Consider the following 19919-nt stretch of genomic DNA (forward strand, 5'->3'; position numbering starts at 1 on the left):
GGGGGAGCGTGGCGTGCGGGGCGGGCCTGCGGCAGGGAGCTCGATAACCCCCGTGCCGCGGACACCCGCCTCACCGAGTGGTCAGCCGGCCGTGGACGCGTTCGCCGTGAACTGGGCGTGGGCTCCGGTCGCGTTGTCGCCGTTGCAGAAACCGCTGCCGGAGAAACCGGCCCAGTTCGTGTCGATCGTGCCCTGACACACCGCCGGCGCGGTCTCCGCCTCGTGACGCCCCGGAGGGGGTGGCGTGTCGGGAGAGGTCTTGACGAGCGAGAGCTGGTCGACGATGGCACCGCCCGAACCTGACGCCCGCACGGTGACGGTGGCGGCCCCGCTGGGCAGCGCGATGCCGGTGAGCTCGCGCTTGGCCCAGCCGCTCGACGACGGGATGCTCAGGGTGCGTTGGCTGCCGTTGGAGCCGGCTATCACGACCTGTCCGGCGCTGCCCCGAGCGTGCAGGGACAGGGTGTAGGTGCCGGCGGGCACCGATGCGATCCGCTGCTCGACGCCGCCGCTATTGCTCACCTGGAGGGCGAAGCGAGACCCGTTCGCACCACCGTTGACGTTGGTCACCGAACCGCCGAGGTTCCGCCATCCGCGCACGCTGGAGACGATGATGCGATCGGCCTGGATGTCGGGGTTGAGGATGTAGTTGTTCGCCGGCCCGACGCGCCACTCTCCGGTCGTGATGTTGAACTGCCACTGGCTCATCGAGTGGAACTGTGGCCGCGCGCCGGTCTTGGTGATCGGCACCCACTGGTTGTATCCCATGCCGTTCCAGGCGAAGTCGGCCCAGCGGTCGCCGGCGTAGATCACCGTGTTCTGCTTGGTGCCCTTGACCGTCACGAAGAACCCGGTCTGGGTCACGTGGCTGTAGTCCATCTCGGTGCCGGCAAGGACGTACTCGCTGCTGTAGGAGCCCTGGACGTTGCTGCTGGTCGACTCATTGACGTAGTTGACAGAGGTGTTCCAGCCGTGCAGGTCCGACGCCGCGTGGTAGTACTTGCCGTCGAGCTTGAACATGGCGTTGCCCTCGCGACCGTCGCCGCGGCGGATCTCCACGCCTGGCTCGATCCGCAGCGAGTCGGACTCGCGGAACTTGGCCACGAAGCCGCGCGACCGCCCTTCGCGGTTGGAGAAGATCAGGTAGTCCTTGCCGTCGTCGTCGGTGAAGACGGTCTGGTCTCCGGTGCCGGTCGTCGGCGAGTTGGTGATCTGGGTCTGGAAGTAGCCGTAGTCGAAGGTGTCGGTCGGCGAGTCGCCCTGCAACAGCAGGACACCGTGACCGCCCTTGCCCGTGTGCCACATCTGCACGGCGAGCACGTACTTGCCGGTGTTCTCGTTGTAGGAGACACCGAGCCGCCCGACCCAGCCCGCGCCGCCCATGTTGGCGCCGCTGCCGACGCTGGTGGAGCGCGTGGCGACGCGGTTCTCGAACTTCCAGTTCACCAGGTCCTTGGACGAGTACACGGGGATCGACACGAAGCTGACGTCTCCGTCGTACTTCCTCGTCGGATTGGCCCGGTAGTACTCGGCGCCGGTGTAGTGCACGCCGTACCAGTAGTAGGTGTCGCCGAACTTGAAGACGCCGCCGCCTTGCGAATAGATGGGGTTGCCGGTGGTGTCGTTCCAGAAGACATTGTTGGTGATGGTCTGGAACGTCCCCTCGTCGACGGCCACGAGGTTGCCGGCGGCGGTCGTCAGCGCCGTCTTCGCGGCGGCGACCTCCGACGCGGTTGCCGACGCGTCGGCGGAGACGCCGTCCGCGGTGGCCAGCGCCTTGGCGAAGGGCGCCCAGGAGTCGCCTGTGTACTTGCTGGCGGCGCGGGTCCGGTAGTCGACGACCAGCTTCTTCAGGCCGCGGACCATGACCAGGCCATCAGCGGCCTTCTGGAGGCTCTCGTGGGCAGGGGCGTCGGCTCCACGTCGGGCGAGCGTGTCCTTGGCCGACGTGTAAGCGGCCCACGAACTGGCGGTGTAGTCCGCGGCGGAATAGTGCGTGCCGGGGGCCGCCAGGGGTTCGGCCGCCGCCGGGGTGACACCGGCCGCCGCGGCCGACATGGCGAGCCATGCCGCGGCGATGAGCCCGGTTCTCCGTAAGGTACCGGTCATGGTGCTGCCTTTCGTTTGGCGTTCTACGCGTTGACGTCGAGGTAGTCGATGTTGGGCAGTCCGGCTGTGGTGGTCGGATCCACTCGGATGGTGTTGGAGCCGGCGGTCAGCGGGACCGTCACGGTCTTGGTGACCCACGTCGACCAGGCGCCGGTCGATTCGAACGAGACCGCCGCCACCGTAGACCCGTTGACGACCAGGTTGGCGGCCCTGGCACCGCCGGCGCCGTTGGCGAACCGGATCCCGAGCGTCGCCGTGCCGGCCGTGGACGCGTTCGCCGTGAACTGGGCGTGGGCTCCGGTCGCGTTGTCGCCGTTGCAGAAACCGCTTCCGGAGAAACCGGCCCAGTTCGTGTCGATCGTGCCCTGACACACCGCCGGCGCGGTCTCCGCCTCGTGACGCTGCCCCGGTGGAGTGTCCCCGGGCTGCTCGAAGGCGCCGAGATCCGGTGCCCGCCCGGTATAGGGCAGGCCGACGTCGACGCCTTTGTCGATCAGCGTGCTGGTCGCGGCAAGGCGCAGGTGGGGCAGCGTGGGCAGGCTGCCGTCCGCCCGGCGGGGCGCGTCCCAGCCGGTGGTCGACACGCTCTGGAACTGGGAGTCCGACAAGGTGACGCCCAGGTCCCAGGAGTTGTACGCCGAGCTGGTGCCGGCCATGTTCGACGTCAGCGTGCCCGTGTAGGCGATGTTGTTGCGCAGGTTGCCCCGGCCGACGGCGGCGCCGCGTGAGTCGATTCCCAGCATGTTGAAGTCCGGGCGGTTTCCGTAGCTGGTGTTGTTGAAGTAGTCGTTGGCCACCGGATGGTGGTTGGAATAGAAGCCGGCTGCCTTGTTGAGGAAGGCCACCGAGAAGCGGACGGTGTGCTTCACCGCGCCGGCGTCGTACTCGGCTCCGAAGCCGCCCACCTTGAACCCGACGCCGTTGCCGGAAGGCGTCGTCGTCCCCGGCAGGTAGCCGTTGCGCCAGGATCACGAGTTCTCGATGGTCACGGGCGAGTAGGTGGAGATGAGGTCGTAACCGTCATCGGCGTTCCACCACGCGCGGCAGCCCCGGAACACGTTCGCGGGACGGCCGGCCGGAGTGTAGTGCGCGCCGAAACCGTCGGCGTTCTCGCCGGGCCCGTCCGAGCTGTTCGGGTCGTAGTTGTCATGCGAGTCGGAGTTGAGAACCAGGTTGCCGCCCCCGCCGTTGATGAACAGGCCGGTTCCCATGTGGTGATGCGTGTCGATCAACTCGAAGACGTTGTTGCTGCCCGAAACCCAGATCCCCCAGGACTCGGCGTTCTGCTTGTTGTTCTGCGGCACGCCCCTGGCTTCCAGCCCTTTCAGGTGGACGTAGCTGCCGGTGACGCTGAATCCCTTGATCCGGCAGTTGTCCGTCATGCGGGAGAAGTCGAAGACCGGCTTCTCCCCGGGATAGGCCCAGTAGCGGAGCGGGTTGCCGGAGCTGCCGTTCTTGCTCAGGGTGATCGCGTCGACTCTGGCCGTCTGGCTCGCGCAGGTGCTGTTCGCGCGGGTGTAGGTGTAGGTGCCGCCCCGGAGGTAGACCGTGTCCCCGGGCTGGGCGGCAGCTTGCGCGCGGGCGATCGTGGCCCATGGAGCGGTTTGCGTTCCCGCCGCGCTGTCGTTGCCGTTCGGGGCGACGTAGTAGACGGCTCCGGCCGCCGCGGACGTGGTGGTGAGCGCGGTGAAAAAACCCGCCACGACTGTCGCGACCAGGGCGGCACGCGCCGCCGTCCCTCGCGTCCAGTGGGACCGGCGCGCGCCGACGCCGCTCAACCGGAGGATGGTACGTTTTCGGATCCACATCTCGACTCCTCGTGTGGGGGGTTCTGCGAGGGGCTCTCCATCCCGGCCCGGATCCCGCGATGGCCGGAACAGGGGTCAGAAGCAGGGATCACAGCGGCTGCCGACGCGGGGCCGGCGGCTGTCCCCGCGGATGGCATGGCGGATGGCATGGCGGATGGCATGGCGGATGGCATGGCGGATGGCATGGCGGACAGGCCTGTGGCGTTGGAGGCTCCCTTTGAGCGAAGGCTCGTAGCGGCCGTCGCCGCTCCTCATGTGGTTGGCCGCGTCAGCGGGATTGCGCGGAGCACGCGCTATGAAACGTTTCACTCCGGAAGGTGGCGTTGGAGCGCTCCCACAGCTCTTGTCCTGGCACTCGGAGCGATGTGGCGAATCCTGGAGCCGGGCGAGCCGGCGGCGTCGAGGCAGTGCGTGCTGTCGGTTACCGCGGCGATCGGGCCGGCTTCGCGGCAGACGCGGAAGTCGACTCGGGGCATGTCCTGCCGCCCCGAATATGGGAGCCTCCGGCCTCAGGAAACTCCAGCTCAGCGAAACGTCGGCGAGTGTCGCCGCAGCGACCGGCCCGTGATCGAGAGGTCCCATGCCGATCTGCGGCCGGGCGGGCAAGGGGGCAGTGGCAGGGAAGGCGCGCATCGGGGCGGCCGGGGATCGCGAGAGCTAATCGGGCGGGACTCATCGAGGAGCTCCTGGGGGGCGTGGAGTATTAAATCGATATAACGACTGCAGGGTAAAAGTGTGAACTTCGGCCGTCAAGGCCTCAATCCCTCCGACCCTTCGTGGCGCGACTGCCGCTCTGCCCTCGACCCGGCCCGAACTGCGACGAACATTCCGAGGCGGCGAGCGGACCGCGCCTGAAACTTTCACACCGCCCCCGGCCGCCGGCTTACGCCACGGCAGACCCTTACCATGCGACTAGTAGTATTTTGCGTCCCACGCGGGATCCCTCCTCCCGTCGAGGGGCATCTCCGACTTGGCGATCTTCCCCATCACCGCGACGCGATCACGGTGAACTCGCGGTATCCGAGCCGGGCGGGCAAGCGCTCCGTCACCATGTGCGCCGAGCTGGAGCTCGACGTGGACTGCACGCCACGAACCGACAATTCTCGCTACCTCGAGCTGGTCCGGCCGTGGTTCAAGCAGATCGGGGCTCAGCTCGCCGGCCTGACCCGCCGGCATGGGGGCCCATAGTCGCGGTTCAGGTGGAGAACGAGCTGTACGACAGCCGGAGCATCTCCTCACGCTCAAGCGCGTCGCCAGGGCGGCAGGCATCGACGCTCCGTTGCGGACCGCCACCGGTTGGAGGCACGCACGGCTTCCGCCGGATGAGGTGATTCCCCCTGTTCGGCGGTTACCCGGAGGCCGCGTGGGACAACGCTCACGACGGCTGGCCACAGCAGAGCCGGGCCCACCTCTTCTTCGGCACGGGCCCGGACGACGACTCGATCGGCGCGGACCACCGCGGCGGCGACTTCCGATGAGGACCATCTCGCGCGCTACCCGTTCGCCAACCTGTGAACTGGGCGGCGGCATGTACACCTCCTACCACCGCCCCCCGTCGTGGCGGCCCGCGACATCGCCGCCCTGGCGCTGGTCAAGCTGGGCAGCGGGTCGGTGTGGCAGGGCTATTACATGTACCACGGCGGCTCTCCCGCACTTGTGGCTGGCCTCTGACGGACGAGGAGGAAGTGCTGCTCAGGCTGGACCGGGTCGGTGACGTGGGCCGCGCCTACATCGGCGGTCGGCTGGTGGCCGACCAGTTCTGGTACGGCCCGGTCTGGGAGATCGGACTGTGCCGTTTCCACCGGGAGGTTCTGGAGCACGGGCTGCAGTTGCAGCTGCTGCCGCTGCCGGAGGACGCTCCCGTGTTCATCTCGCCCCAGGTGCGCCCCGCTGCCTATCCCGGCGGAGGTTCTGAATGCTGGGCTCACCCGGGAGAGTCACTTCCCGAGACACGGAGGATATGGCGGGGGTGTGTCCACGCTCCCGTGGAATTCTTGGTCCATGCGGGTGGACCATCGGCACCGGGCGTCCGGTCTCCGGCGACATCAATGGCGGCTGTGCCCGGCCACTTCCCCACACCGATCGGTAGCGGGCCGGTGCGAGATCGCCGCCCACACCTCGATTCGGCTCGGCCGAAGGGCCCAAAGAAGGAGTACGTCATGACGGCGACCATGCGGGCGATCCTCCAGCACGCCTACGGCGGGCCGGAGGTGCTGCAGCTCACTGAGGTTTCCCGGCCCGAGCCGGGGGTCACCGAGGTGCTGGTACGGGTGTATGCCGCCGGGGTCAACCCGATCGACGGCAAGACCCGCGCCGGCGGCGGCTTCGCCCCCCAAGTGGGCCGGCCGCCGTTCATCCCCGGCTGGGACCTGTCGGGTGTGGTGGCGGAGATCGGCTACGGCGTGACCCGCTTCCAGCCGGGCGATGAGGTGTACGGCATGCCGAACTTCCCGCACCGTGCCGGCACGTACGCCGAGTTCGTCGCGGTGCGCTCGCGGCAGGTCGCCCGCAAGCCCGCGCGCCTGTCGCACGCGGAGGCGGCGGCGCTGCCGCTGGCGGGACTGACCGCCTGGCAGTCCCTGGTCGACACCGCTCAGGTGGGACCCGGCATGTGCGTGCTGATTCACGCGGCGGCGGGCGGTGTCGGCCATCTGGCGGTGCAGATCGCCAAGGCGCGGGGCGCGTACGTGATCGGCACCGCCCGCGCCGCCAAACACGACTTCGTGCGTTCACTGGGAGCCGATGAGGTCATCGACTACACAGCTGTCGCGTTCGAGGAGGCCGTCGAGGCCGTGGACGTGGTGCTCGACCTCGTCGGTGGCGAGACCCGCCGCCGTTCGCTGGAGGTGCTGGCCGAAGGGGGACTGCTCATCCCGCTGCCGCGCGGGCTGGACGTCTCGCAGGAGGCGGCCGAGCGCGGCCTGCGGGTGGCGCCCCTCATCGTCGAACCCGACTACCGCGGCCTGGAACACCTGGCCGAGCTGGCCGACTCCGGAAAACTGAAAATCAGCGTGTCCCGGGAACTGCCGCTGGCACAGGCCACCGAGGCGCACCGGTGCATCGACAGCGGAAGCGCCACCGGCAAGACCGTCCTCGCCGTGATCGACCAGAGCTGACCGCGGCGCCCGGGAACATTGGCCCCTACCGAAATCTCGTCCGTGCACGATCGCACGCCTGGCCGCCGCAGACTTGCTGGTGTCCAACCGGCCGGCATGCTCACCAACCTGCTGGACAACGCCGAGCGGCATGCCGACAGCACCGTCATCGTCACCGTGCGACGCAACAGCGAGGCCGTGCTCGAGGTGCTCGACGACGGAGCGGGCATCGCGCCGCTTGCGGGGCCGATATGCCCACCGCAAAGTGGGGCCACAAGTCCGTATCAAGCTGGATAAATGACGGGCTAATGGCTCGGCGCTGAGGAGTTGGTCGTGTCGGCGTGTCGGTAGTCCGTCGGGGCCGGTCCGGCTACCGTGCGCTAGATGACTCTCTGTTACGATTCGTCGGGGGATGGTCCTGCTCTGGTGCTGCTGCATTCGGCGGTGTGCGATCGGCACATGTGGGCCCCGCAATGGCCGGCCCTGCGTGACGCGGGCTATTACGTGGTGTGGTGCGACTTCCGGGGGTTTGGCGACTCCCCGGTGGCGGACCGGCCGTACCGCGATGCCGCAGACGTCGCCGACCTCCTGGACCATCTGGGCCTCGAACGAGTTGCCCTGGTCGGCTCCTCCCACGGCGGCGAGGTCGCGCTGGAGGTGGCGGCGACACGGCCGGAGGCGGTCACTGCCGTGGCATTGCTCTGTTCCGCGATGCCCGGACACGTGCCGGGCCCTGAACTGCGGTCGTTCACCGAGCGGAAGAACGCGCTGTTGGCGGCGGGCAACATCGCTGGGGCCGTCGAGTTGAACGTCACGACGTGGCTGGGCCCTGAAGCCAGCGGAGAAGTTCGGGAACAGGTCCGGCAGATGTGCCGGCATGCGGTCGAGACGCATGCGGCAGCAAAGTTCGCCTCGACCGCCGCGCCGGTCGACCTGGCGCGGATCACAGCCCCTTGCCTGGCTGTGTCGGGAGCGCACGATCTCGCTGACTTCCGAGAGATCGCCGTCGGCCTGCCGGAACGAATCGCCGGCGCCCGCCACCTCGAACTGCCCTGGGCTGGCCACCTGCCCAGCCTGGAGCGACCTGCGGTGGTAACTGACTTGCTGATCCGATTCCTCGGCGAGACGGTCCCCGCTGGCTGAGGGAGAGCCAGTTTTGAGTGGGCATCTAACCCCCGGCTGCTGGCGGTCCGGTGGGCACTTCGCCAGGTTGACAGGCTCGGAATTCTTCTCAGCCACGCCTTCCCGGCCAATCCGGGCGGTCCTCGACAGGCTGCCCGCGGGAGGCGGCGCGGCGGCGGACGGCGGCGTGGGACCGTCGCGGTGGAACCCACAGCGCAGCGGCGCTGATGATCACGGAAAAAAGCAGCAAGATACCCGCCAAGATCTCAAGCAGCACGCTGATCGACATAAGCACTCCCCCTCGGCCTCGCCTGGAGATGCGGCCATGAGGACGAAGGTCTTCCCACACCCTCCGCCTCTGCAGCCGCGTCGGCCAGGCCGCGAGCAAGATGGCAGAGGGCCATCCCGCCGGGCCTGTCCAGGCGTGCAGACCGTGATGACGACCGGGATGCCGGATGGCGGGTACTCCCCTTGCGTGCTCCTTCCACTATCGGCCCGGATCGCGGCGCCGGTCAAACGCTTGACGATCACCACGGGAGCCGCCGAAGTGGAGCTGACCAGGGGATTCGCCTAGCCTGGAAGGGCGAGGGGAGTACTTCCCAAGAGCCGGCCCGGTCAGTACGGGCGTGACCTCGTCCCCGGGCGGCCGCCCCGCACGGTCGTGGGCGAAGGAGACCTCGGACAGCCCTGTCGCGTTCGAGGAGGTTCCATGCCCGCCCCCACCAGTCTGATGACGGCTGCTCCGCTGGAGACGATCGGATCGCCGCAGCTGTGGGCGATCACCGTTGGCTGCCTCGCGCTGCTGCTGGGCGCGGATTTCCTCGTGACGCGGCGGCCGCATGAGGTGCGGATGCGGGAGGCGGTCGGCTGGTCGGTCTTCTACCTGGCGCTTCCTCTGCTGTTCGGCGTCTATGTGTGGCGTGCGTTCGGATCGCAGGCGTCGGTGGAGTTCTACACCGGGTACGTGGTGGAGAAGTCGCTGTCGGTGGACAACCTGTTCGTGTTCATGCTGCTGCTGTCGGCCTTCGCGGTGCCCCGCGAGCTGGCCCAGCGGGTGCTGCTGTACGGCATCATCGGGGCACTGGCGCTGCGTGCGGTCTTCATCGCCTTGGGCGCGGCAGCGCTGCAGAGAGGTACCTGGGCGTTCCTGTTGTTCGGCGCGATCCTGATCGTCACCGCCGGGAAGATCCTCGCCGACGCGCTAAGCGGCAAGGAGAAGGAGGTGGACATCTCCTCGATGCGCTCGGTCCGCCTGCTGCGGCGCTTCATGCCGGTCACCGGCGACTACCGCGGCCCTCGCCTGATGGTCCACGAGCAGGGCCGACGCGCCCTGACCCCGCTGGCGCTGGCCATCGTGGCCGTGTTCGCCACCGACATCGTCTTCGCGGTTGACTCGGTGCCCGCGGTGTACGGCGTGACCGAAGACCCCTTCCTCGTCTTCGCCACCAACGCCTTCGCCCTGCTGGGCCTGCGAGCGCTGTACTTCGTGCTGCTGGGCGTGCTGGAGAAGCTACGGCACCTCAACCACGGGCTCGGCGTCATTCTCGGTTTCATCGGGATCAAACTCCTCCTGCACTGGGCGCACGGCATCTGGCCTGCGGTCCCAGACATCCCCACCCTGGTCTCACTCGGCGTCATCATCGTGGTCCTGACGACCGTCACGATCACCAGTGTGCACGCCAACCGCCGCGACACCCGCCGTGATCTCCGAAGTGTCACCAGCTCACGCCCGGATGGTTGACCCCGCGTGGCGCCCCGGTTTCCGATCCGAAGCCATTTCAAGACGAGCACCACCGCTTGCGGGCGCGCATCCCGCTCACACCGCGGGCCGAGGTCCTGCGGCCCGGCGCAGCCGGTTGGCGATCGCGGCTCCCATCCCCTGCTCCGCCGGCGGGGACGCGATGATGAGGTCGCAGCCTCGCTGGTCGAGTTCGCGCAAGAAGGCGTACAGCTCGCGCGCGTAGGCGGGCATCGACACGGGCAGCGCCACCACGGCGTGCGCTTTCACCTCGGCGTCGGCGAAGGCGGGAGGAAGCAGGACGCCCACCTGGCGCCCCGATTCCTGCGCGCGTTCCGCTTCGGCGATCACCTTGTCGGGCTCGACCAGGACGACCCGGGCCCGCGGCGCGTAGTGCGAGGCATGCTGGCCGGGCACCCGGATGTGGCTTGTCGCGGGGACCGCGAGCGGGCGCCCCAGTGCCGCTTGCAGGTCTTCGCGCGTCACTCCGCCTGGCCGCAGGATGCTCAGGGCCTCGCCCGTGGCGTCGACGATGGTCGACTCGACACCGACCTGGCAGCACCCGCCGTCCAGCACGACGTCGACGGCGTCGCCGAGTTCGGCGCGGACGTGGGCGGCCGTGGTGGGGCTGACCGAGCCGAAGCGGTTGGCGGACGGGGCCGCGATGCCGCCGCCGAAGGCCGCCAGCAGCGCGAGCGCGACAGGATGGGCGGGCACGCGCACGGCCACCGTCTCCAGGCCGCCGGTCGTCTCCAGGGGCACCCGGCCGCCGCGCCGCAGCACCAGCGTCAACGGCCCCGGCCAGAACCGCTCGGCCAGCAGCCGCGCGGGGGCGGACACGTCCGCCACCCAGCCGCCCAGCTGCTCCGCGCCGGCGAGGTGGACGATCAGCGGGTGGGAGGGCGGACGCCCCTTGGCCTGGAAGACGCGCGTGACGGCGGCGCCGTCGGCGGCGTTGGCACCCAGCCCATAGACGGTCTCGGTCGGGAAGGCCACCAGACCTCCGCCGCGCAGCACCCCGGCCGCCCTGTCGATGGCCGTCCTGTCCACGGCCGCCCTGTCCACGGCCGCACTGTCGATGTCACCTGGTCTTGCCGTCATCCTCGCCATCCTTCCGCTGCTGTATGCCGCCGCATTCCGTGCGCAGCGACGCGACCGTCATCAATGACGCTCCGGTGCCACGCCCGCGCAAGGTAGATCAGCCGGCAGCGCCACCACCCATTCGGGGCCCAGCCCTCGTGCCCGAGCACGTGCAATGCCCTGCTCGCCCAGGCAATCCGGGGCCGCCACCCGCACGCGTGTCTAGACCGCAGCCCTGCTCAGGCCATGCGCTGCGACCAGCCGCGCACTGCCATCAGCCAGCCGGTACGACAGGCCCACCAGCGCCAGGCGGCCATCGGCCACCCGCTCGGCCAGCACGCGCGAGCGCTCCAGCAGCAGGCCGGCGCTGTGCCGGATGTGCTCATGCAGGATCTGCTCGCCCTGATCGTGTCCGGCGGCGCGGGCCGCCAGCACGCTCGGCATCACCCGCTCGACGACGTCACGGACGAACCCGGCCGGGGTGCTGCCGCCGTCGGCGGCGGCGCAGGCCGCCGCGATGGCTCCGCACGACTCATGGCCCAGGACCACGACCAGCGGGCAGCCCAGCACGCTCACCCCGAACTCGATGCTGCCCAGCACCTCGGTGCCGGCCACGTGCCCGGCCGTGCGGACCACGAAGCGCTGGTTGCCCTCCAGCAGCATCGCCAACGCATCATCGGGCGTCAGCCTCAGGATCCCAGTCATGGCCGCAGGCTACTGGGTATCAGGCTAGGGCCCACGCACCGTCCCGACGCCGTCGCACGCGCCCCCCGCGCTCGGGTTCCACCAACGCGGCCACTCGATGCCGGAAATCTGGTCCCAGGCGCCACGGAGTCCCCGTCATGACGATCGTCCCAGCAGTTCGGCCCAGGCGGTGATCGTCGGCTTCTCCACGAGATCGGGAGCGCGCCCAGCACACCGGGCGAGCTCATCGGGAAGTTGTGCGCGGCGGGCAGCGCGCACAGGTAGACGCCGCCGGGCCCGAGTGCGCAGATCTCCGCGCTGGCGCGGAAGCTGTAGATGTAGTCGTCGTGGGTGCGCGGGATCAGTTTGGGCAGGCCGGTGCTGTCGCCCGACAGCTGCAGGAACGCCACGTCACCCGTGTCGGGATCGGGCAGCTCGACGGGATCGCGCCCGGGCAGCTCGCCGAGGACGAGCGGGGGCGTGTCGGGGGCGCAGGCCCGGTGCTCGTCGTCCGGGCAGACGTAGGCGGCGGCCTCGGAGAACGTGCAGAAGTACGAGATCTCCGCCGAGCGGTGCGCGGGCGGCGCGAAGATCGGCCGGGCGCCGAGCCGGATTGGCGTGCTGCTTGACCAGCTCGGCCTTCTCCCGGCGGAGCGGCGCCGGCTCTTCCTGCTCGGGCTCCTTCAGGATGCCGTGTCGTCCTCCGGACCACCCTTCGGCGAACCAGTGGTCAGTCCTTGAGAAAGCCGGAGAGGGCTTCCATCGAGGCGTTGACGGCCTCGAAGCCGTCGCGTCGCATGTCCTTTTCATAGGCCGCCACGGCCTCAAGAAGGTCCCGCTCACCTCGGTCGACGTCGATCAGCCGCGCACACAGGCGCTCGGCGTCCTGCAGCGCGGTGTTGGCACCGGAGCCGCGGTTGGGCGGCATGGCGTGGATGGCGTCGCCCAGCAGGGTGACGGGTCCTGGCTGCCAGGCGGCGACCGGAATCGAGGCGGCCAGGGGTAAGTAGTACGTCTGTTCGGGCCAAGCCTGTTCGACGACCAGCCGGAGGCTCGGATGAGCCTCCTCCACCAAGGGGCGTGCCTGCCGCCAGAGCCTCTCACCGCTGACGGTGTGGGAGGCGAGGGCCGCATCACCGAGCATTTCCCGTGGCGGGATCAGCGCCCACATGAGGAAGTCGTCGATGTCTCCCGGATCCAGTCCGGGCACCAGCCGCGCCGCCGCCTGAACGGGTGGTTCGCTGAAACGCATGGCCGCGAGCACCATGCCGACCTCGCCCAGATCGGTGATGGTGAAGCTGCTCCCGAGGAGAGCGAGGAGCCCCGTCTGCCGAAGGCCAGGGGTGATCGGAGTCTTGCCGCCGAGCCAGCGCACCCCGGTGTCGACCACTTCCGCGTGCGGAAGGTACTGGCGGCGTACAGCCGAGCCGACGCCTTCGGCCGCAACGAGGAGATCCGCCTCGGCGCGGGTGCCATCGGCGAAATATACGCGTACGCCTTGATGGAGTCGTTCGTGGCGGACGACCTCCTTGCCGAACTCGACGTGCCCCTCCAACCCGTGGAGGAGTATCTGCCGCAGCAGTCGCCGGCTCGCCGGACGGCCTGACCGTACCTGGTCGGGTCTGCCTTCGGCGCCGGTGAAGGAGTTCGAGCCGAGGATTTCGAGCCGGCCGTCGACGTCGCCGACCACGAGGATTTTGTCGCTGGACCCACCCAGGGTGGCATGAAAGAGCTCGAACTGCGCCGGGGGAAGGCAGGCACGCAAGGCCCGGATTCCGCGGTCGTCGATGTGGAAGCGGGCGCCCTGGGCGCGGACGGCGGGTCCCTGATCACGTTCGTAGACCATCACGTCCACAGATGCTCGGTGTAGCCCGTGCGCCAAGGTGAGGCCACCGAGACCGGCACCGGCCACGATCACGCGCAAGGTCATGACTGATCTCCCCTGCTCAGAATCCGGCGGAGAACGTGCTCGATCTCGCGTTCGGGGGACGAACCCATGGCGGGGGCCCGCCAGGCCACGACGCCGTCAGGCCGAATGAGCGCAGCGCCGCCGGTGGTCACGCCATATGCCTTCGCCCACGACCTGGCGGCCTGCGGCAGGTCGGTGTCCAACCGCGGTGCGGTGAGCGGAACGCCCAGCCGGGCTGCGGCTTCCTCGGCCGCGCTCGCCCAGCGCTGGCTGTCAGAGTCGGTCAGGCACACGAATGTCCGGCCGAACAGATCAAGGATCGACCCGGCCCTGGTCTCCAGATGCGGCGCTCGCGTGCCCGGAAGGCCGGCCGAGACGAGCGGGTGCGCGAAGTCGCCGGGAGCCTCCTCGGCGGGCATCACCGCCGTCGATCGGTACACTGCACCGAACTCCTGGGTGATCCGGTCGGGAAGGTCTTCCGCAGGAGAGATCATGCCGACCCTGGCGATCGCGTCGGTGAGAGCGATCTGTCCCAGCGGACGCCGCTCGGTGTCGTATGTGCCGAGCAGGGCGGGACCTGCCGCGCCGGCCAGAATCAAGGCCAATTTCCAGGCCAGGTTCTGCGCGTCAGGCAAAACGGTGGAGGCGTGCATCCCTGGCGTGGGCGGCATCGAGCAGGCCGCATCGCCGATGAGCGCGACGTTGTCCTGGGTATAGCGGTCGGCGTTGAGCAGCGTGATCGGCAGAGTGAAGGTGTCTTCGACGGTGACTTCCAGCTCCGGCAGGCCGGCCGCGGTCCGGATCAGCTCGGCGAGGTCAGGGCCATGCCCGGGCGCGACCGGCCGGATGAGCGACCACATGTCGGGTTCGGTCTCCGCCAGCAGGATTCCTCCCACCCGGTCGAGGTGCGCGCCGGCGAAGTGGCGTCCGCGGATCGCGCCGCTCAGGTCGGCGCGGAAGCGCACGCCGTACTGGTGGGCGATGGTGCCCGGCCCTTCTGTTTCGATTCCGGCCCGTCCACGGACGGTGCTGTGCGGTCCGTCGGCGCCCACCACATATGCCGCCCGCGCCTCGATGAGCTCTCCGGCTCGCCGTACGGTAGCGACGATCCCCTCCGTGTCCTGCCACAGGCGGGTCAGTTCAGCGCCCAGCCAGATCTCGACGCCGCATTCGACGGCGCGCTGACGCAGCAGGTCACGCAGCCACGTGTGGTTGCAGCAGACCGGCTGGAACGGGCTGATCTCTGGCGGAACCGGCACCCATGGCTGCGAGGTGCGGCCGAGCTCCTCCCCCGCCAGGGTGTCGGTACGAAGCATGTCGCCGAGCGCGTCGGGATGGAATCCGGTCTCAGAGACGGCTTCCCGCAGGCCGAGGCCGTCCAGCAGTTCCATGGCTCGTGCGCTGAGCCGTTCGTTGCGCGAGGTCCGTGGTGTGGTGGTTCTTCGCTCGATGAGCAGACAGGGGGCGCCGTAGTGGGCGAGGAAGGTCGCGGTGGCGAGACCGCTCAGCCCTCCGCCGACCACCAGGACGCGATGGTTGCCATCCATAGTGCTCCGTACTTCAGTGGGAGATGGGAAATTTCGGGGGCGGTAAGGTGGACGTGTGCAGGGAGGATCGGGTGCCGGCAGGCGCGGCCGTTGGCGTAGCGGTTCGGTCAACCGGCAGCGCATCCTGGAGGTGGCCGCGGAACGGTTCGCCGCCGACGGCTTCCAGCGCAGCACCATCAAGGCGATAGCGGCCGACGCCGGCGTCGACACCGCGATGATCCATTACTTCTTCGGCAGCAAGCAGGGGCTCTACGACGCGATCTTGAACAGGCACGAAACGATTCGTGATCCTGTGGCGGAGCTGTTGGCGGACGGACTGGAGCACTTCGGGGAGCGCCTGGTCCGCAGGTTCCTCCAGGTGAACGAGAACAACGAGCCGGGAGACCGGGTGGCGGCCCTGGTCAGGATGGCGGTGGTCGACCCCGAGCCGGCGGCCCTGCTGCGCGACTTCATCGAGACCGAGTTCACGCCGTCGCTGGCCAGGCACCTGGATCTACCGGACGCCCGAGTGCGAGCCGGTCTCATCAGCGCCCAGCTCGTCGGCGTCGCCGTGACCCGCCATCAGCTGCGCATCGAACCGCTGACCTCCGCTTCGCCCGAGACGATCGTCGCCCTGGTCGCCCCGATCATCCAGCGCCTGCTCACCGACCCGCTACCGATCCCAGTGGACGGAGATCAGGAAGCGAACGTCACCGGCACCTCGGCGTAGCCGCGGAACAGTACTCCAGGATCGGAAGTCGGACCGGTCCTCTTCCGGCACGCCGATCAGCTCGCTGATCACGGTGATCGGCAGCGGGTAGGCGAATTCCTCGATCAGGTCAGCCCGTCCGAGCGGAGCCATCCGGTCGATCAGCTCGTCGGCGATCTCCTGCACGCGGGGTCGCAGGGCCACCACACGACGGTGTGTGAACCCCTTGCTCACCAGGCGCCGCAGCCTGGTGTGGTCGGGTGGGTCGCTGTTGAGCATGTTCACGCCGGTCGGGCCCGCGAACTCGGAGGTCACGCCGAGATCGCGCATCCACTGCGGCGCGTGCCGGGGGTGTTTGGAGAAACGGGTGTCGTTGAGTACGGCTCTGCTCTCGTCGTACCCGGTGACGAGCCAGATTGTGGTTCCCATCGGGTGCGGAACGGGGTGCACGACGCTCTCCTCCCGCAGTCGCGCGTACAACGGATAAGGGTTGGCCCGTACGTCAGGGCTCATCAGGGTCGGCTCGGCCGTCGCAGGAGCGCTTCCGCCGCCAGCCGTGCGCAGCGCGCGGGCGCGGAAAGCGCCCAGCGAACCGACCTTCACCTTGCCGGAGAGCTCATCACCCTCCAGCCGACCGGTGAACCGCATGTTCATACCCATGATCGCCTTGCGTGCCAGCCAGGTGACCTCGCCGTCGTGCACCGATCCCTCGGTGATGTCCAGACCGGGCTGCGGGCCGGTTATCGTGCCGCTCAACCGTTCTCCGTCGGCCGCTAACGTCGCCGAGAAGGTCTGCTCGCCTCTGGGCGAGTCCACGGAGAACTGCCAGGTGCCGTTGATGCTCATCTCGATCTTCCGTCCCTGCGATCCGCATAACTTCATTCTCCGATGAAGTAACATACGGCAGGCGGAACGTAACTTCAACGAACCGTGAAGAAATCTAGTGGCGGACGCTCTCGCGCCCCTCCTGGCAGAAAGGCGTATGCATGTCCATCGACCAGCCCTCTCGCCGATCGCTCATCCGCAACACGGCAACCGCCGGACTGGCGGGCGCGGCGGCCGCCCTCGCGGTCCCACCCGCCGTCGCCGCCACGGACCCGCGGCGCGGACCGGCCGTGACGCTGAGTGGCGACGTGACCGGATACAACACCAGGGTGCTGCTCCTGGGCACCTCAGGAGGCCCGGTACAGGTTCCCGGCCGCACGATGATCTCTAGCGCGGTCGCAGTCGGCGACCGCTTCTACCTCGTCGACGCCGGCTCAGGCGCGGTACGACAAGCGGCCCTGGCCGGGATCGGCCTGCCGAAACTGGGTGCCGTCTTCATCACCCACGGACACTCCGACCACCTGGCGGACCTCTTCAACCTGGTGTGGCTCGCCCAAGGCCCACCGACTCCACCGCTGCCGATCTACGGCCCCGGGCCGGCCGGGCACCTGCCGGCGCCTTCCGGGAACGCGCCCGTACCCGTGCTCAACCCCGGCCACCCCACCCCCGGTCTGCGGGACGTCTTCACCGGCTGGCTGGCGGCGGCCACCTACGACATCAACATCCGCAACAACGAGAACGGCCCTCCCGGTCAGGACTTCACCAGAAAGTTCGCCGTCCACGAGATCATGCCGCCCCCAGCCGCCGGTGCCTCCCCCGAGCACACGGCGCCCGACATGCCGCCCTTCACTGTCTTCGAGGACGATCGAGTGCGCGTCAGCGCGATCCTGGTGCCGCACGGGCGGGTCTTTCCCTCCTACGCCTACCGATTCCATACCGACGACGGCTCGGTCACCTTCTCCGGCGACACCGCCCGTTCCGACAACGTCGCCAGGCTGGCCGCCGGCACCGACATCCTCGTGCACGAAGCCGTCGACATCGACTACTACCGGGATCAGGGACTGCCGGACGGCGCGCTCGAGCACATGCGCCTGGCCCATACCAGCCCCGAGGACGTCGGCCGCGTGGCGGCAGAGGCGTCGGTCAGGCGAGTCCTGCTCAACCACCTGACCCCCGGCGACCCCGCCGCCGTACCGGACGCGGAATGGGAACGGCGGGTACGCGCCACCTACGGCGGCTCCGTATGTGCCGGGCACGATCTCACCGCTTTCGGAGTCGGCAGGAAGGGCTGACTCGCGGCCGGGTGCCGCCACCCGCCCTGGTGATACAGCATGAACCAGCCCGTAGTGATGCCGTCAATATTCGGGCTGCGGCCGTATGAATACCGTCAAGAACGACAAACGCCCCAATTTCCGCCGTTTGCTTGATATGTGGCCGCCCGTCAAGGGGCGGTCGTGATCTCACATCGAGCTGAGGAGTGGGGATGGCAGACGTCATCTTCGTCGCCCTGACGATCGCGATCTCCGTGATCTTCGGGCTGGTCGTGAGGGCGGTGGAACGGCTGTGAGCGCCGTCAACACCACCGGTCTCGTCGTGGTCGCCGGTCTCGTGGTCTTCATGGTGGCGGCCCTGTTGTTCCCGGAGCGTTTCTGATGGGTGCGACCCCCGCAGGGATGATCTTCATCGTCTCCTTGATCGCCGCCCTGGCCCTAGTCTGGAAGCCGTTCGGCGACCACATGTACCGCGTCTACTCGACGTCCCGCCACAACCGGGTCGAACGGGTCGTCTACCGGCTGCTCGGCGTGCGTACCGACATGGAGCAGAGCTGGCCCGTCTACGCGCGCGGCCTGCTGGCCTTCTCAGTGGTCTCGATCCTCGTCGTGTACGGCGTCCAGCGCCTGCAGAACAAGCTGCCGCTGAGCCTGGGCATGGAACCGGTCACCGACCACATCGCCTGGAACACCGCGATCAGTTTCGTCACCAACACCAACTGGCAGGCGTACTCGGGCGAGTCCACGATGGGCCACCTGACCCAGATGGCCGCGCTGGCGGTGCAGAACTTCGTCTCGGCCGCGGTCGGCATGGCCGTCGCGGTGGCGCTGGTACGCGGGTTCGCCCGCCGCAGGTCGAGCACGATCGGCAACTTCTGGGTGGACCTGGTCCGCGGCTCGCTGCGCGTCCTGCTGCCGATCGCGTTCGCCGGCGCCCTGGTGCTGGTGGCGGGCGGCCTGGTCCAGAACTTCTCGGATGTCCAGGAGGTGGGCACGCTGACCGGCGGCACGCAGGGGATCACTGGTGGGCCGGTCGCCTCCCAGGAGGTCATCAAGGAGCTGGGCACCAACGGCGGCGGCTTCTACAACGCCAACTCAGCCCACCCCTTCGAGAACCCGACGAGCTGGACCAACTGGTTCGAGATCTTCCTGATCCTGGTGATCCCGTTCTCGCTCACGCGCACGTTCGGCAAGCTGGTCGGCCAGGTACGGCAGGGTTACGCGATCCTCGCGGTGATGGCCGTGCTGGCCCTGGCGAGCGTGCTGCTCACGAACGTCTTCGAGCTGTCCGGCAACGCCACCGTGCCGCAGGCGGCGGGCGCTGCGCTGGAAGGTAAGGAGCTGCGCTTCGGCGTCTCGAACTCGGCGACCTTCGCCGCCTCGACGACCCTCACGAGCACCGGCGCGGTGAACTCCATCCACGACTCCTATACCCCGTTCGGCGGCATGATGACGCTGTTGAACATGATGCTGGGCGAGGTCGCGCCCGGAGGGGTCGGCGCCGGTCTGTACGGCATGCTCATCCTGGCCGTGATCACAGTCTTCGTTGCCGGCCTGATGGTCGGCCGCACCCCCGAGTACCTGGGCAAGAAGATCGGTGCCCGCGAGATCAAGCTGGCCTCGCTGTACCTCCTGGTCACGCCGGTGCTGGTGCTGGTCGGCACCGCGTTCGCGATGGGCTCGGCCGAGCAGCGGGCGAGCATGCTGAACACTGGCCCGCACGGCCTGTCCGAGGTCCTTTACGCCTTCACCAGCGCCTCGAACAACAACGGCTCGGCCTTCGCCGGTCTCACCGTCAACACCCCCTGGTACGACGTAGCGCTCGGCCTGTGCATGCTCTTCGGCCGTTTCCTGCCGATGATCCTGGTGCTGGCGCTGGCCGGGTCGCTGGCCGCGCAGGCGCCGGTCCGCGAGGGCGCGGGCACGCTGCCGACGCATCGGCCGCAGTTCGTCGGCCTGGTCATCGGGGTCACCGTGATCCTGGTCGCTCTTACCTTCCTCCCAGCGCTCGCGCTCGGACCCATCGCAGAAGGACTGTCCTGA

General features: G+C 68.7%; 18 protein-coding genes and 1 pseudogene. 10 read left to right on the plus strand and 9 right to left on the minus strand.

All coding sequences use genetic code 11. The features are described 5' to 3' along the window. Positions 1-81 precede the first annotated feature (81 nt). The 3 genes and pseudogenes from E1267_RS27070 to E1267_RS44625 all read right to left on the minus strand — a co-directional run. Positions 82-2109 carry a family 43 glycosylhydrolase gene (locus E1267_RS27070; RefSeq protein ID WP_132336274.1) on the minus strand — a complete coding sequence of 676 codons (2028 nt, stop codon included), beginning with the start codon at positions 2107-2109 and terminating at the stop codon, positions 82-84. A gap of 23 nt (positions 2110-2132) precedes the next feature. Beyond that, entirely contained in the window at positions 2133-2852 is a 720-nt protein-coding gene (locus tag E1267_RS44620; protein ID WP_425465098.1) for a carbohydrate-binding protein, read from the minus strand. Then, positions 2847-3917, minus strand: a pseudogene (locus E1267_RS44625) (right-handed parallel beta-helix repeat-containing protein); the annotation flags it as partial. The pseudogene E1267_RS44625 and the gene E1267_RS44620, both read right to left, overlap by 6 nt. A 1005-nt stretch (positions 3918-4922) precedes the next feature. Here E1267_RS44625 and E1267_RS27080 point away from each other — a divergent pair. The 5 genes from E1267_RS27080 (at position 4923) to E1267_RS27100 (ending at position 9875) form a co-directional block, all read left to right on the plus strand. Next, on the plus strand, positions 4923-5105 hold the full coding sequence (locus E1267_RS27080) for a hypothetical protein (RefSeq protein WP_132336276.1): 183 nt from the start codon (positions 4923-4925) through the stop codon (positions 5103-5105). 971 nt (positions 5106-6076) lie between these two features. Next, positions 6077-7033: an NADP-dependent oxidoreductase gene (locus tag E1267_RS27085; RefSeq protein WP_220449700.1), complete on the plus strand. Its 957-nt coding sequence runs from the start codon at positions 6077-6079 to the stop codon at positions 7031-7033. 96 nt (positions 7034-7129) lie between these two features. After that, positions 7130-7309: an ATP-binding protein gene (locus tag E1267_RS27090; protein ID WP_181957847.1), complete on the plus strand. Its 180-nt coding sequence runs from the start codon at positions 7130-7132 to the stop codon at positions 7307-7309. An 87-nt stretch (positions 7310-7396) separates the two neighbouring features. Then, complete coding sequence (locus E1267_RS27095; protein WP_132336278.1) at positions 7397-8155, plus strand: alpha/beta fold hydrolase; 759 nt, start codon at positions 7397-7399, stop codon at positions 8153-8155. A 688-nt stretch (positions 8156-8843) separates the two neighbouring features. Beyond that, positions 8844-9875 (plus strand): TerC family protein, encoded by a 1032-nt coding sequence (locus tag E1267_RS27100; protein WP_132336280.1) that lies wholly within the window; start codon positions 8844-8846, stop codon positions 9873-9875. Positions 9876-9950: 75 nt separating this feature from the next. On the opposite strand, the gene E1267_RS27105 is transcribed toward E1267_RS27100, so the two are convergent. The 3 genes from E1267_RS27105 to E1267_RS47430 form a co-directional block, all read right to left on the minus strand. Next, a complete protein-coding gene (locus E1267_RS27105) occupies positions 9951-10973 on the minus strand; it encodes an L-threonylcarbamoyladenylate synthase (protein ID WP_132336282.1) in 1023 nt (340 codons plus the stop codon). Positions 10974-11174: 201 nt separating this feature from the next. Then, positions 11175-11657, minus strand: coding sequence for a carbonic anhydrase (locus E1267_RS27110; protein WP_132336284.1), 483 nt, complete (start codon positions 11655-11657; stop codon positions 11175-11177). Next, positions 11654-12250, minus strand: coding sequence for an AMP-binding protein (locus E1267_RS47430; RefSeq protein WP_132336313.1), 597 nt, complete (start codon positions 12248-12250; stop codon positions 11654-11656). The genes E1267_RS27110 and E1267_RS47430 overlap by 4 nt, the downstream gene beginning before the upstream one ends. Here E1267_RS47430 and E1267_RS27120 point away from each other — a divergent pair. Next, complete coding sequence (locus E1267_RS27120) at positions 12180-12377, plus strand: hypothetical protein (RefSeq protein ID WP_132336286.1); 198 nt, start codon at positions 12180-12182, stop codon at positions 12375-12377. The two genes, E1267_RS47430 and E1267_RS27120, sit on opposite strands and share 71 nt — an antisense overlap. Here the strand turns inward: E1267_RS27120 and E1267_RS27125 are convergent. Beyond that, complete coding sequence (locus tag E1267_RS27125; protein ID WP_220449701.1) at positions 12367-13566, minus strand: FAD-dependent oxidoreductase; 1200 nt, start codon at positions 13564-13566, stop codon at positions 12367-12369. The two genes, E1267_RS27120 and E1267_RS27125, sit on opposite strands and share 11 nt — an antisense overlap. Then, positions 13563-15092: an FAD-dependent monooxygenase gene (locus E1267_RS27130; RefSeq protein ID WP_165959809.1), complete on the minus strand. Its 1530-nt coding sequence runs from the start codon at positions 15090-15092 to the stop codon at positions 13563-13565. Before E1267_RS27130 ends, E1267_RS27125 begins: the two co-directional genes overlap by 4 nt. 55 nt (positions 15093-15147) lie before the next feature. On the opposite strand from E1267_RS27130, the gene E1267_RS27135 reads away from it, so the two are divergent. Next, on the plus strand, positions 15148-15801 hold the full coding sequence (locus tag E1267_RS27135; protein ID WP_132336291.1) for a TetR/AcrR family transcriptional regulator: 654 nt from the start codon (positions 15148-15150) through the stop codon (positions 15799-15801). Here E1267_RS27135 and E1267_RS27140 read toward each other — a convergent pair. Next, positions 15745-16626 carry a cytochrome P450 family protein gene (locus E1267_RS27140; RefSeq protein WP_132336293.1) on the minus strand — a complete coding sequence of 294 codons (882 nt, stop codon included), beginning with the start codon at positions 16624-16626 and terminating at the stop codon, positions 15745-15747. The two genes, E1267_RS27135 and E1267_RS27140, sit on opposite strands and share 57 nt — an antisense overlap. 140 nt (positions 16627-16766) lie before the next feature. Here E1267_RS27140 and E1267_RS27145 point away from each other — a divergent pair, with 140 nt between their 5' ends. The 3 genes from E1267_RS27145 (at position 16767) to kdpA (ending at position 19919) form a co-directional block, all read left to right on the plus strand. Further along, positions 16767-17897, plus strand: coding sequence for an MBL fold metallo-hydrolase (locus E1267_RS27145; RefSeq protein WP_132336295.1), 1131 nt, complete (start codon positions 16767-16769; stop codon positions 17895-17897). Positions 17898-18168: 271 nt separating this feature from the next. Beyond that, positions 18169-18258: a K(+)-transporting ATPase subunit F gene (gene kdpF, locus E1267_RS27150; protein WP_132336297.1), complete on the plus strand. Its 90-nt coding sequence runs from the start codon at positions 18169-18171 to the stop codon at positions 18256-18258. Between the two features lie 20 nt (positions 18259-18278). Then, positions 18279-19919: a potassium-transporting ATPase subunit KdpA gene (gene kdpA, locus E1267_RS27155; RefSeq protein ID WP_246064291.1), complete on the plus strand. Its 1641-nt coding sequence runs from the start codon at positions 18279-18281 to the stop codon at positions 19917-19919.

The sequence above is a fragment of the Nonomuraea longispora genome (genome assembly GCF_004348345.1).
Classification (GTDB): domain Bacteria; phylum Actinomycetota; class Actinomycetes; order Streptosporangiales; family Streptosporangiaceae; genus Nonomuraea; species Nonomuraea longispora.